The following is a 12,635-nucleotide window of genomic DNA, read 5'->3' as shown; positions in this document are numbered from 1 at the left end:
AATAATACTGAATGAGGTGTCATTATGATTAAATCATTAACGTCCTTATCAGATTTAAATATGCGCTCCGGCGCCGATATTCTCCTTGAGGTACTGGGGAGTGAAGGCGTGGAATATATTTTTGGCAATCCCGGCACCACCGAACTTCCGCTCATCGATGCTCTGCTTCGGCATGAAAATATTCACTATGTTCTGGCGCTCCAGGAGAGCAGCGTGGTTGCCATTGCCGACGGCTACGCAAAAGCCTCTGGCAAAACCGGCTTTATCAATTTGCATACCGCCAGCGGTCTGGGGCACGGCATGGGGAACCTGATCAATTCGCGGATCATGAAAACCCCGCTGGTGGTCACCGTCGGACAGCAGGACACGCGGCACTATGTCCGCGACCCGCTTCTGTATGATGACATTGTCTCCATTGGCTCACCGGTGGTTAAGTGGGCGCAGGAGGTTACCAGCGCCGACCAGCTCCCGGTGCTGGTGCGCCGCGCGTTTCACGCGGCCAGCTATCCTCCGGGTGGCCCGGTCCTGCTCTCTCTGCCGATGAACGTCATGGAAGAGCTAAGCGACGCCGGGATACAGACGGCATCCAGAGTGGACTATCACACCGTCGCGGGCTCGCTGGACGAGCTGGCGCAGTCGCTGAGCGCGATTTCCCCCGGCAGGCTCATGATTGTGGCGGGCGATGAAGTTCACTCCAGCGGCTCGACGCAGGAGATTGTCCAGCTTGCAGAAGCGCTCAGCGCCCACGTATACGGCTCATCCTGGCCGCTGAATTTGCCTTTTCCCACCCAGCACGCGCTCTGGCGGGGCAACATGCCCACCACCGCAGGAGAAATTGCCAGCATTATCAACGCCTACGATGCCGTATTTATCATCGGCGGCAGAAGCCTGATCGCCATTTTGTATAGCGAGGGCGAGGCCATTCCGGACAGCTGCGCGGTGTATCAGCTCTCGGCGGATATGAACGAGCTTGGCCGCTCGTATGCCACTCGCCTCTCGGTGATGGGTGACATCAAGCTCTCTCTGCGCGACCTGCTGCCGAGACTGGACCAGCACCGGGCTGCCAGCAAGCTGCTCCACCAGCAACTGCTGGCTCAGGCGCGCGAGGAGCGGGAAAACGAGTGGCGGCAGCAGGAAGAACGCCTGGCCGCCGAACGGTTGCGCCCGGCTATCTCACCGATGGTGGCGGCCTGGGAAGTCATCCGCGCCATTCCGCCGGGCACGACGATTGTCGATGAGGCCATTGCCACGGCCAGACATGTCCGCAAGTTTATTTCCGATCGTCAGCATCAGCGTTACTACTTTATGCGCGGCGGCGGTCTGGGCTGGGGGATGCCCGCAGCAGTAGGCCACTCGCTGGGGCTGGGGCGCGAGCCGGTAGTGTGTCTGGTTGGCGACGGCGCCTCGCTGTATTCACCGCAGGCGCTCTGGACGGCAGCGCATGAAGCGTTGCCCGTCACCTTTATCGTGATGAATAACCTGGAGTACAACATCCTGAAGAACTTTATGAAAGGTCAGCCGGGCTACAGTTCGACGAAGCTGGGGCGTTTTATCGGGATGGATCTGATTAACCCGCAAATTGATTTTCAGTCGCTGGGCACCGCGTTGGGCATCCGCTGCTGCCGGGTCACCCAGGCCGCGGATATCGCCACGGCGGTGACGCAGGGGCTGCAGTCCGGAAAAACCAATTTGATTGAAATTGCCATTTCCGCAGATTGATCGACCGTTTCAGATGTACCCTACACAACACTTATAACCGAAACGCCTCTAACCGCTTAATCTGCCGCCCTTCGTCGTCAAAATTCTCCGCCGCCAGCCACGCGCGCAGCTCTACGTCTCTTTGCGGCCATTCGCCGTCAATAATAGAAAGCATATCGCTGTCGCGGTTGCGCCCTTTGCGCACCAGCTTCTGGCGCAGCCGTCCCTCCCAGACAAACCCCAGCCGCTCCGCCGCCCTGCGCGACGCCACGTTCATGGAATCGCACTTCCACTCCAGCCGACGGTAGCCGTGCTCAAAGGCATTTTTCAGCAGCAGCCACACCGTTTCGGTGCCGATGCGGGAGCCTTTCATCTTCCGCGACCAGGTCACGTGGCCGATTTCGACCGACCCCAGCAGACGTTCGTTGGCCATATAGCTCACCAGCCCCACCGCCCGCTCGGTGCGTAAATCAATGACGGCAAACGGTACCAGCTCATCGTCCATCACCTTCGCCACGATCCAGTGCGCGGTGGCTTCCACGCTCGTCGGCAGCGTGCTGGCAAGCCACGTCCAGTCGCTGTCATCGCCCAGGGCATACGCCTCATAGAGATCGGCCGCGTGGCGATCGGCATCCAGCACCTCCAGACGGCAGTACTGGCCAAACAGCGGCGTGCGGGTTAAGACGCGCGCGCCCGTCCAGCCAGGCACGATATCGTTAACGGTTTGACCATGTTGATTGATTTCTGGCACGGCGTTGACTCCCTGAAAGGTAAGGAGTTTGTTATAGCAGGTTAAAAAGCGGGCGAAAAGCAGCGTATTTTAATAGCCCGAGCGCATGCATTATTCCAGAAAGGCATAAGGAAAGCTGAATTTCGACTTTGCGTAATTTCAGAGACCACCTAACGTAGCGGAGCATAAAACAATCACAATATATTCTTCTCAGGGATCGCTATGACTAAAAAATTGCTGCCGTTACTGGTGCTGGCTGCGCTCTCAAGCGCTGCCCACGCCGCTACCCCGCCTAACACCCTGGTTGTTGCCCAGGGGCTTGATGACATCGTGAGCCTCGACCCGGCGGAAGCCAACGAGCTCTCCAGCATCCAGACCGTGCCGAGCCTGTATCAGCGCCTGGTGCAGCCGGACCGCGATAACCCGAAAAAAATCACCCCGATTCTGGCGGAAAGCTGGGACGCCGACGCGGCAGCAAAAACCCTGACCATCAAGCTCAAGCCCGATGCAAAATTCGCCTCCGGCAACCCGCTGCGCCCGGAAGACGTGATTTTCTCGTACACCCGCGCCGTGACGCTGAACAAATCCCCGGCCTTTATCCTCAACGTGCTGGGCTGGGACGCCAGCAACATCGCCAGCCAGCTGAAAAAGGTGGATGACCATACCCTCCAGCTTCACTGGACGGCGGACGTGAGCCCGGCGGTGGCGCTGAATATTCTCTCCACGCCGATTGCCTCCATCGTGGATGAAAAGCAGGTTGCGGCGAACGTGAAGGATAACGACTTCGGCAACGCGTGGCTGAAAATGCACTCGGCGGGCAGCGGCGCGTTCAAAATGCGCGTCTATCAGCCGCATCAGGCCATCGTGCTGGAAGCCAACGACTCCGCCCCTGGCGGTGCGCCGAAGCTGAAAAGCATCATTATTAAAAACGTCCCCGATCCGGCCTCCCGCCGCCTGCTGATCCAGCAGGGTGACGCGGACGTTGCGCGCGATCTGGGTGCAGATCAGATTAGCGCCCTGGACGGCAAGCCGGGCGTGAAGGTGCTGAGCATCCCGTCCGCCGAGCAAAATTACCTGGTGTTTAACACCGGCAACAGCGCCAACCCGCTGCTGAACAACCCGGCATTCTGGGAGGCCTCGCGCTGGCTGGTGGACTACGACGGCATCACCAAGAACCTGCTGAAAGGCCAGTATTTTGTGCATCAGAGCTTCCTGCCGGTCGGCCTGCCGGGCGCGCTGGAAGACAATCCGTTTAAATTTGACCCGGCGAAGGCGAAAGCGATCCTCGCCAAAGCGGGTATTAAAGACGCGCATTTCACCCTCGACGTGGAGAACAAGCCGCCGTTTATCACCATCGCCCAGTCGATGCAGGCGAGCTTTGCCCAGGGCGGCGTGAAGGTGGATCTGCTGCCCGCGGCCGGTAGCCAGGTGTACGCCCGCGTGCGCGCCAAGCAGCATCAGGCGGCGATCCGTCTGTGGATCCCGGACTACTTCGACGCGCACTCCAACGCCAGCGCGTTCGCGTGGAACGACGGTAAATCCAGCACCGTGGCGGGCCTGAACGGCTGGAAAATTCCGGAGCTGAACAAAGCCACGCTGGCGGCGGTAGCCGAGCCGGATCCGGCGAAGCGTCTGGATCTCTACAAGAAAATGCAGGAACAGCTGCAGCATAGCTCGCCGTACGTGTTCGTCGATCAGGGAAAAACCCAGATCGTGGTGCGCGATAACGTGAAGGGGTATCAGCAGGGGCTGAACGCGGATATGGTCTGGTACGATCGCGTTACGAAGTAGCTTTTCCCCCTCTCCCAACGGGAGAGGGAGCCGTCCGTGCATATTTTCAGGATAACGGTTTTCCCATGCCACATCTTTCCACCCGCGTGCTCCAGGGTCTACTGACCCTGCTGCTCACGCTTTTCGGGCTGCTGCTCGTCACGTTTGCGCTTTCGGCGTTTTCCCCGGTCGATCGCGTGCTGCAGATCGTCGGCGATCACGCCAGCCAGTCAACCTACGATCAGGTTCGCCACCAGCTCGGGCTGGATCGGCCCCTGCCCGTGCAGTTCTGGCACTATCTGCAAAACCTCGCCCACGGTGATTTAGGCACCGCCAGCGCCACCGGACAGCCGGTGCTGCAGGATCTGCTGCACGCCTTCCCCGCCACGCTGGAGCTGGCGACCCTTGCCTTGATCATCGGTGCCGTACTCGGCGTGATTGCCGGAGTGCTGTGCGCCCGCTACGCCGGTTCACCGCTCGATCTCGTCATCAGAACCCTCACCCTGCTCGGCAACTCGGTGCCGATCTTCTGGCTCGGCCTGCTGATGCTGGCCCTGTTCTACGCGAAGCTGCAGTGGAGCGCGGGTCCCGGCAGGCTGGACGATATCTGGCAGTTCACCGTCGAGCCGCGCACCGGCTTTGCGCTGGTGGATACCTGGCTTTCCGGCGATCGGGAGGCGTTCCGCAACGCCATCAGCCACCTGGTGCTGCCGGTGATGCTGCTGGCCTACTACTCGCTGGCGAGCATTACCCGCCTGACGCGCTCCGCCTGCCTGAGCGAAATGAACAAAGAGTACATTCTGCTCGCCCGCGCCAAGGGTGCCGGGGAGATGTCCATCCTGCTGCGTCACGTGCTGCCGAACATTCGCGGTACCCTGCTGACGGTGATCGCGCTGGCCTACACCAGCATGCTGGAGGGCGCGGTATTAACCGAAACCGTCTTCTCGTGGCCGGGTATCGGGCGCTACCTCACCACCGCCCTGTTCGCCGGCGATACCACCGCGGTGATGGGCGGCACGCTGCTGATTGGCGTCTGCTTTGTGCTGATCAATAACCTTACCGACCTGCTCGTGCGGGCAACCGATCCCAGGGTGCGCTGATGCCGTTTTATCTTTTCTTACGCCGCCTGCGCCGCTCCCCTGCCGCGTTTTGCGGGCTGGTTGCCATCGTACTGCTGGTGCTGATCGCCCTGTTCGCGCCGTGGCTCGCGCCGCTTGACCCGAACTGGCAGGACGCGGCCGCGCGCCTGCAGGCACCAAACGGCCAGCACTGGCTGGGCACCGACAGCTACGGGCGCGACCTGCTTTCGCGCCTGATTTACGGCACGCGACCGGCGCTCGGACTGGTGGCATTAGTCACCGTTATCACCCTGCCCGCCGGGCTGCTGGTGGGGATTTTGTCCGGCTACTACGGCGGCTGGATGGAGCGCATCCTGATGCGCTTTACCGACGTGGTGATGTCGATGCCGCGCCTGATCCTCGCCTTCGCGTTTGTGGCGATGCTTGGCCCGGGGCTGGTCAACGGCGCGCTGGCGCTGGCCTTAACCACCTGGCCCGCCTACGCGCGTCAGGCCCGGAGTGAAATTCAGCGCCTGCGCCACAGCGACTACCTCGCCGCCGCCGGGATGATGGGCATTCGCGGCCCGCGCCTGCTGGTCGACCATATTCTGCCCCTGTGCCTGCCGTCCGCAATTGTGCGGCTGGCGCTGGATCTTGCAGGCATTATTCTGGCGGCCGCCGGGCTGGGCTTCCTCGGCCTTGGCGCACGTCCGCCGATGGCCGAATGGGGTGCGATGATTGCCGACGGCATGCAGGTGATTTTCGACCAGTGGTGGATTGCCGCCATTCCGGGCGGAGCGATCCTGTTTGCCAGCCTGGCCTTTAACCTGCTGGGCGACGGCCTGCGCGACGTACTGGAGCCACAGCATGACTGAACACCGCGTCATCGTCGATGCGCTGAATATCGACTACCCCGCCGCGCGCGTGGTCAACAACCTGAGCTTCACGCTTGGCAACGAGCGGCTGGCGCTGGTGGGGGAATCCGGCTCGGGCAAGTCGATGTCCGCCCGCGCCCTGATGGGTCTGGTGCGTAAGCCCGGCATCGTAAGCGCGAACCGGCTTAACGTGCTCGGCAACGACCTGCTGACCCTGAGCACACGCCGCTGGCAGGCGCTGCGCGGCAACGGAATTGCGATGGTCCTGCAGGATCCGCGCTACGCGCTGAATCCGGCGAAAAACGTCGCCGCCCAGCTTGATGAGGCGCTGACCCTGCATCAGCGCCTGCCCCGCGCTGAACGCCTGGCGCGCATTCACGACATCATCCGCGCCGTCGGACTCAACGAACATGTCCTCCAGCGCTACCCCGGCGAACTCTCCGGGGGCATGGGCCAGCGCGTGATGATTGCGATGGCGCTGATCAACAACCCGCAGGTGCTGATTGCCGACGAACCCACTTCCGCACTGGACGCCCGCCTGCGCAACCAGATCCTCGAACTGCTGGTGCAGCAGTGCGAAGAACGCCAGATGGCGATGCTGCTCATCAGCCACGATCTGCCGCTGGTGGCGGAGCACTGCGACCGCGTGCTGGTGATGTATCAGGGCGAAAAGGTCGATGAGATGGCGGCAAGCCAGCTCCCGCAGGCGACGCATCCGTACACGCGCACCCTGTGGACCTGCCGTCCGAACGTCAGTACCTATGGACAGATGCTGCCGACGCTGGACCGCTCGCAGCCGTGGAAGGAGGTGAACAATGGCTCTCGTTGACGTAAACCAGCTCCAGGTGAGCTTCGGGGAGAAAACGGCGGTCTCCGCCGCCAGCTTTGCTATTGAGAAAGGCGAGACCTTCAGCCTGATCGGTGAATCCGGCTGCGGGAAATCAACACTTCTGCGCGTGCTGGCGGGGCTGCAGCGCGAGTGGAACGGCCGTATTTCGATCCTGGGAGAAGCGTTACGGCCAGGACGACGTTTTGAAGGCGAGCTTCGCCGCAACGTGCAGATGGTGTTTCAGGATCCGTGGGCCTCTTTGCACCCGAACCACACCGTTGCGCGCACCCTGTCAGAGCCGTTAAACATCCACGGTGAAACTCAGGTTGCCGAAAAGGTGGCAGATGCGCTGCGGCAGGTGGGGCTTTCCGCCGACGCGGGTAAACGTTATCCGCATCAGCTTTCCGGCGGCCAGCGCCAGCGCGTTGCCATTGCCCGCGCGCTGCTGCTGCGCCCGCAGCTACTCCTGCTGGACGAGCCCACTTCGGCGCTGGATATGTCGGTGCAGGCGGAGATCCTTAACCTGCTCAACCGCCTGAAAGTCGAGCACGGCATGACCTATCTGCTGGTGAGCCACGACGCGGACGTGGTTGCGCATATGTCCGACCGGGCAGCGTTTATGGCGCACGGGGAGATCCAGCGTGTGTTTGACCGGGAGGCGATGTTAAGGGGCGAGCACAGGATGGGATAAACCGTGTGGCGGCGAGCGCCGCACGGGTTTGGTAGGCCGGGTAAGGCGCAGCCGCCACCCGGCAAAAATTCACTTCAGCAGCTTCACCGTGGCATCGATGTCGATCTCATCTTCGGTGAAGATCAGCGTCGTATTCTGGAAGGTGGTGATCGCCAGCTTCTTCACCGAACGCGTTTCGCCCGGCTTTTTATCGGACTTCGGCTTGATGCTATTCATCAGTAGCCCGACCGACAGCACCGCGTTCTCTTTGTCGATTTTGGCATCAACCGGCTCTTCTTCGCTGAACACCACGAAGGATTTGATCGAGGTGAGCTTCACGCGCTCGCCCGCAATATAGAGGTGCTTGCTTTCGGGGATCACCTTCACCGCGTAGGCGGAAAGGCCTTTATTGTTGGTGGTTGGCTCGAAGGTCACCGCGGCATCTTTCTTAATCAGATCGGGGTTCGCGACCTTAATCACATGAAAATAGCGGTTATCGCCGTTTTCATCTTTGATAAATCCAAAGCCTTTATCTTTAAACCACGTTGTGATTGTACCGTTCATCGCTGTTACCGCCTGTCAGATCGTAATGACTAAAGTTTTGCAGCGCGCAGTGTAATGCACAATGGCGGAGGAGACAAAAAAAAGCCCCTGCACGGGGGCAGGGGAAAACTCATGTCAGAGCTTATTAGTATTTAGTTGAACACCATTCCACCGTCGATCAATAAGGACTGGCCGGTCATATAGTCAGAGTCTGGCCCGGCGAGGTATGAAACGCAGGCGGCGACGTCTTCCGGCTCGGACAGGCGGCCAAGCGTAATACGTTTGGCAAAGGTTTCGGTCCCGTAGCCGAGCGGTTTACCCGCCGCCTCGGACACCTGACGGTCGATCTCCGCCCACATCGGCGTTTTGACGATGCCCGGGCAGTAGGCGTTAACGGTGATCCCCAGCGGCGCGAGATCCCGCGCGGCGGTCTGGGTTAAGCCGCGCACCGCGAACTTGCTGGAACTGTAGACGGCCAGCTCCGGGTTACCGGTGTGTCCCGCCTGGGAGCAGGCGTTGATGATCTTGCCGCCGTGCCCCTCTTTACGAAACGCGTCAATTGCGGCCTGAATGCCCCAGATCACCCCTTTCACGTTGATGTTGTAGACCTTGTCGACAATCTCCGGCGTGATGGATTCGATGGGCGTAGACGGCGCAACCCCGGCGTTGTTAACGATCACGTCGAAGCCGCCCAGCGCGGTACGCGCTTTCTCCACCGCCGCAAACACCTGCTCGCGGTCAGAAACATCGACCTTCACGGCGACGGCGTTGCCGCCGTTGCGGATGATTTCGTCGGCAACGGCTCTCGCCGTCGCGTCGTTATAGTCGGCGATGGCGACGGCAAAGCCGTCCTTCACCAGGCGAAGCGCAATCGCTTTACCAATCCCCTGGCCTGAGCCCGTTACGAGAGCAACTTTTTGCATTTCTCTGTCCTTATATTGATTCACAAAATCTGGCTGAGATGGAGCTGGCCCATCAGCAGCGGGTTATCGCTGTAGTCGACGGGAATGGCCACCACGGCGGGGCCGTCGACATCCATTGCCGCGCGCAGCGTCGGCTCGAGCGCCTCGGCGCTCTCCACGGCAAAGCCCTTCGCGCCGAACGCGTCGGCATACACTTTGAAATCGACCGGGCCGAACTCGACGCCGGAAAGACGCTGGTATTTTTTTTCTTCCTGAATCGCCACCATGTTGTAGCCGTTATCCACCCAGATGATGTGCAGCACGTTGGCGTTGAGGCGCACCGCGGTTTCCAGCTCCATGCTCGACTGCAGGAAGCCGCCGTCGCCGGAGACGGACACCACTTTGCGCCCCGGATTCACCAGCCACGCGCCGATCGCCCACGGCAGCGCGACGCCCATGGTCTGCTGACCGTTGGAGATCATCACCTGACGCGCCCGGAAGCTGTAGAGGTAGCGGGCGATCCAGATGTGGAAGCTGCCCATGTCCACGGTGAGCGTTACGTCGTTATTCACGATGTCCTGCATGGCGCGCACGATGCGCAGCGGATGCAGGGCAAACTGGTTGAGCGACGCGCCACGTCGGTCGAGCAGATCGCGCTGATGCTGGCGATCGACCAGAATCTCTGATGCCCGCTGGCTCAGCTCCAGCTTACGATCGATGCGGTTAGCGAGCAGGTTCAGGGTTTCGGCGATGTCCCCCACCAGCTCCAGATCCGGCACGTAGTTACGTTCTTCATAGGCGGGCAGCACGTCAATGTGCACCAGCGTGGCGTCGCCGCTGTTCCACATGGACGGCTCGTACTCCACCGGGCTGTAACCGATGCAGATAATCAGGTCCGCCAGGTGCAGCAGCCGGTCGCCCGCCTGGTTATTGAACAGGCCGACGCGTCCGGCGAAGCGGGTGAAGTGCTCCTGGTTTACCGCCCCGGCGGCCTGATAGGTGCTGGTCACCGGAATGCGGCTTTTCTCCAGCAGCGTGCGCAGCGCGGCGCTGTTCGCGGGCTGGCTGGCCATCAGGCCGAGTAAGATAACCGGATTTTTGGCGTTCTCGATAAGTTTCGCCACGTCGTTAATGGCGGATTCCGGCGCCGGGCCCATCAGCGCCGGGCCGCTGGCGGGTAAAATCGCCCCCGTCGCGGGCTGGTCGACAATATCCTGCGGCAGGCTGACGAACGCGCCCCCCGGCCTGCCGTGCTCGGCGGCGCGAAACGCGTTCGATACCACCTCGGCAATCGCGTCCGGCGAGCTGACTTCTACAGCGTATTTGGTGACCGGGCTGAACATGGCGACGGTGTCCATGCTCTGGTGCACCAGCTTGGCTTTATCCGCCCGCTTCACCGCCCCGCCCAGCGCCACCACTGGGTCGCCCTCGCTGTTGGCGGTGGCGATGCCGGTGATCAGGTTGGAACAGCCCGGCCCGGAGGTGACCAGTGCGACCCCGGCCTTGCCGGTCAGCCGCCCTACCGCCGCCGCCATAAACGCCGCGTTAGCCTCGTGGCGCACCGGGATGATCTCGATGGAGGAGTCCAGCAGGGAGTCAAAGACCTTGTCGATTTTCGCACCCGGGATGCCGAACACCTGCTTCACGCCCTGCGCTTCCAGCTGGCCGACAACCATATCGGCGCCGTGCGCCCACTGACGTGACTGTTTCTCACTGTTCACGGTAGTTCTCCTGTTAATTTTCGACGGAACGGATCGCTGCATCAAGATTGCTGGGGTGAAGGTTGGCCTGTAAAAACGCGCTGTCGGCGGGCAGGTCAATCATGAGCTTGTGAATTTCACCGAAGGTGAGCACGCCGCTCTCCAGCTGGTAGTCGAGCAGATGTCCCCCGCCCTGACGGTCATCGGTGATGAAATGCTCGTGATAGCCCGCCACGTTGATGCCCTGCATATGCTGCGGCGTGCGGAACCCGACCAGCACCCCTTCGCGCTGGTTAAAGCGGAACACCGGCTGGTCGTCCAGCACGTCGGTCATCGCGCGGTACGGCGGCGTCTGGCGCGGCACGGTGCGGGTGTGGGCATGGCGGAAGTTGCCGTCGATGCGCAGCGCGCAGAACAGGTTGTCGGAGGGGATTTGCTGGTCGATCGCGTCGTGGATCTGCTGACGGCTGACCGGCGCATTGAAGGTTATCCTGTACTGCGGCTGGAACCAGGTCATCACCGCGAACGGCGTTTTCTGCTCCGGCTTCGCCGCCCGGGCGCTGCCGTCGGCGCGCAGCTGGTACACTTTGCTGCTGAAGGCAATCATTTCGCCGTCCAGCTCGTTGAAGGTGCCCAGACCAAAATCACCGTGTGCCAACAGATCGGCGATGGTGGTCTCCCCCTCGTACACGCCGCTTAGCAGGGCGCTCATTAGCGATGTCTGATAGATCACGCTGTCAGGATGCTGGGCGGAGAACCCGCGCAGGGTCTCGCACAAGCTGGCCTCACAGTCGCAGGCAGATGAATGCATCATCACGCTCGTCCTCTTCAACTTTATTTAGAAAGGTTAAATAAATGTTGACCCGATTCAGCAGAGAGTTCCAATATAGAATCCATGGTGGTTTGAGACGTTTTTGATATGGAACTTCGTTATCTGCGGTATTTTGTCGCGGTTGCACGCGAGCGACACTTCACCAGGGCGGCCGAAGCGCTGGGTATTTCACAGCCTCCTCTGAGTCAGCAGATCAAACGGCTCGAAGAGGAAGTGGGCACGCCGCTGTTCAGACGCCTGACGCGGGGCGTGGAGCTGACCGAAGCGGGAGAAGCCTTCTACGAGGACGCCTGCAAGATCCTGGCGCTGAGCGACGCCGCGCTGGAGAAAGCCCGCGGCATCGCGCGCGGGCTGAACGGCAGCCTGTCGATTGGGATTACCAGCTCCGACGCTTTTCATCCCAAAATTTTCGCGCTGATCCGTCAGTTTCAGGTGCAGAACATGGCGGTGCAGGTTCACCAGGTGGAAGCCAATATGTCGTCGCTGACGACGATGCTGGCGGAGGGGGAACTGGATATTGCCTTCGTGCGCCTGCCGTGTGAGAGCAGCAAGGCGTTCGAGTTAAAAGTCCTCGACCGGGAGCCGATGGTGGTGGCGCTGCATCGCGACCATCCGCTGGCGACGTGCGATTCGCTGGCGTTAGAGCAGCTTCGGGATACGCCGGTGGTGCTGTTCCCGCAGGAGGTCGCGCCGGGGCTATACGAACGGGTTCACGGCTGCTGCGAACGGGCCGGGATTGACGTGCAGCACGCGCTGCAGTCGTCACAGCTTTCATCCTCCCTGAGCATGGTTTCCGCCGGCGGCGGCTTCGCGCTGGTGCCGAAGTCGATGGCGGCCATTTCTCCGCCGAATGTCACCTACCACGCGCTAAGCTCACCGGAGCTTTATACCGATATCGCGCTCTGCTGGCGACGCTTTGAACGCTCGCGGACGGTGAAGCGGTTTCTGGCGATGATGAGCGAGGGGTGACGGCGCAGCGCTGCTGGTTTGTAGGCCGGGTAAGGCGTAGCCGCCACCCGGCAAGTCAG

The 12,635-nt window shown here is 61.1% G+C and carries 12 protein-coding genes; 7 read left to right on the top strand and 5 right to left on the bottom strand.

Annotation, left to right across the window (positions count from 1 at the left end; all coding sequences use genetic code 11):
* Positions 1–24 precede the first annotated feature (24 nt).
* Positions 25–1,719: a thiamine pyrophosphate-binding protein gene (locus M2433_RS06260; RefSeq protein WP_429053481.1), complete on the top strand. Its 1,695-nt coding sequence runs from the start codon at positions 25–27 to the stop codon at positions 1,717–1,719.
* A 31-nt stretch (positions 1,720–1,750) separates the two neighbouring features.
* On the opposite strand, the gene M2433_RS06255 is transcribed toward M2433_RS06260, so the two are convergent.
* Entirely contained in the window at positions 1,751–2,449 is a 699-nt protein-coding gene (locus M2433_RS06255; RefSeq protein ID WP_429053483.1) for a GNAT family N-acetyltransferase, read from the bottom strand.
* 201 nt (positions 2,450–2,650) lie between these two features.
* On the opposite strand from M2433_RS06255, the gene M2433_RS06250 reads away from it, so the two are divergent.
* The 5 genes from M2433_RS06250 (at position 2,651) to M2433_RS06230 (ending at position 7,651) form a co-directional block, all read left to right on the top strand.
* A complete protein-coding gene (locus M2433_RS06250) occupies positions 2,651–4,219 on the top strand; it encodes an ABC transporter substrate-binding protein (RefSeq protein WP_429053484.1) in 1,569 nt (522 codons plus the stop codon).
* 65 nt (positions 4,220–4,284) lie between these two features.
* A complete protein-coding gene (locus M2433_RS06245; RefSeq protein WP_429053485.1) occupies positions 4,285–5,298 on the top strand; it encodes an ABC transporter permease in 1,014 nt (337 codons plus the stop codon).
* Positions 5,298–6,131, top strand: a complete 834-nt coding sequence (locus M2433_RS06240) for an ABC transporter permease (protein WP_429053487.1) — start codon at positions 5,298–5,300, stop codon at positions 6,129–6,131. Before M2433_RS06245 ends, M2433_RS06240 begins: the two co-directional genes overlap by 1 nt.
* Complete coding sequence (locus tag M2433_RS06235) at positions 6,124–6,960, top strand: ABC transporter ATP-binding protein (protein ID WP_429053488.1); 837 nt, start codon at positions 6,124–6,126, stop codon at positions 6,958–6,960. The genes M2433_RS06240 and M2433_RS06235 overlap by 8 nt, the downstream gene beginning before the upstream one ends.
* A complete protein-coding gene (locus M2433_RS06230) occupies positions 6,947–7,651 on the top strand; it encodes an ABC transporter ATP-binding protein (protein ID WP_429053489.1) in 705 nt (234 codons plus the stop codon). The genes M2433_RS06235 and M2433_RS06230 overlap by 14 nt, the downstream gene beginning before the upstream one ends.
* A 69-nt stretch (positions 7,652–7,720) precedes the next feature.
* Here M2433_RS06230 and M2433_RS06225 read toward each other — a convergent pair whose 3' ends face one another.
* From M2433_RS06225 to budA, 4 genes are all read right to left on the bottom strand, one after another.
* Positions 7,721–8,194: a cold-shock protein gene (locus M2433_RS06225; protein WP_109081117.1), complete on the bottom strand. Its 474-nt coding sequence runs from the start codon at positions 8,192–8,194 to the stop codon at positions 7,721–7,723.
* A 131-nt stretch (positions 8,195–8,325) separates the two neighbouring features.
* Positions 8,326–9,096: a (S)-acetoin forming diacetyl reductase gene (locus tag M2433_RS06220; RefSeq protein WP_429053490.1), complete on the bottom strand. Its 771-nt coding sequence runs from the start codon at positions 9,094–9,096 to the stop codon at positions 8,326–8,328.
* Between the two features lie 20 nt (positions 9,097–9,116).
* Positions 9,117–10,838, bottom strand: coding sequence for an acetolactate synthase AlsS (gene alsS / locus M2433_RS06215; RefSeq protein WP_429075879.1), 1,722 nt, complete (start codon positions 10,836–10,838; stop codon positions 9,117–9,119).
* Complete coding sequence (budA, locus tag M2433_RS06210; RefSeq protein ID WP_411777061.1) at positions 10,810–11,589, bottom strand: acetolactate decarboxylase; 780 nt, start codon at positions 11,587–11,589, stop codon at positions 10,810–10,812. The genes alsS and budA overlap by 29 nt, the downstream gene beginning before the upstream one ends.
* A 105-nt stretch (positions 11,590–11,694) precedes the next feature.
* Here budA and M2433_RS06205 point away from each other — a divergent pair, with 105 nt between their 5' ends.
* Entirely contained in the window at positions 11,695–12,576 is an 882-nt protein-coding gene (locus tag M2433_RS06205) for a LysR family transcriptional regulator (protein WP_429053493.1), read from the top strand.
* Positions 12,577–12,635 lie beyond the last annotated feature (59 nt).

The organism is Enterobacter sp. AC1 (assembly GCF_050434705.1).
Classification (GTDB): Bacteria; Pseudomonadota; Gammaproteobacteria; order Enterobacterales; family Enterobacteriaceae; genus Enterobacter; species Enterobacter cloacae_L.
Note: the sequence above shows the minus strand (reverse complement) of the source record. Positions and strands in the feature narration are given on the sequence as shown.

Excerpts from the sequence above, each read along its gene's own strand:
- M2433_RS06205 (WP_429053493.1), top strand. The coding sequence starts at position 11,695 with ATGGAACTTCGTTATCTGCGGTATTTTGTCGCGGTTGCACGCGAGCGA.
- M2433_RS06230 (WP_429053489.1), top strand. The coding sequence starts at position 6,947 with ATGGCTCTCGTTGACGTAAACCAGCTCCAGGTGAGCTTCGGGGAGAAA.
- M2433_RS06235 (WP_429053488.1), top strand. The coding sequence starts at position 6,124 with ATGACTGAACACCGCGTCATCGTCGATGCGCTGAATATCGACTACCCC.
- M2433_RS06250 (WP_429053484.1), top strand. The coding sequence starts at position 2,651 with ATGACTAAAAAATTGCTGCCGTTACTGGTGCTGGCTGCGCTCTCAAGC.
- M2433_RS06240 (WP_429053487.1), top strand. The coding sequence starts at position 5,298 with ATGCCGTTTTATCTTTTCTTACGCCGCCTGCGCCGCTCCCCTGCCGCG.
- M2433_RS06260 (WP_429053481.1), top strand. The coding sequence starts at position 25 with ATGATTAAATCATTAACGTCCTTATCAGATTTAAATATGCGCTCCGGC.
- M2433_RS06220 (WP_429053490.1), bottom strand. The coding sequence starts at position 9,096 with ATGCAAAAAGTTGCTCTCGTAACGGGCTCAGGCCAGGGGATTGGTAAA.
- budA (WP_411777061.1), bottom strand. The coding sequence starts at position 11,589 with ATGATGCATTCATCTGCCTGCGACTGTGAGGCCAGCTTGTGCGAGACC.
- M2433_RS06225 (WP_109081117.1), bottom strand. The coding sequence starts at position 8,194 with ATGAACGGTACAATCACAACGTGGTTTAAAGATAAAGGCTTTGGATTT.
- M2433_RS06245 (WP_429053485.1), top strand. The coding sequence starts at position 4,285 with ATGCCACATCTTTCCACCCGCGTGCTCCAGGGTCTACTGACCCTGCTG.
- alsS (WP_429075879.1), bottom strand. The coding sequence starts at position 10,838 with ATGCAGCGATCCGTTCCGTCGAAAATTAACAGGAGAACTACCGTGAAC.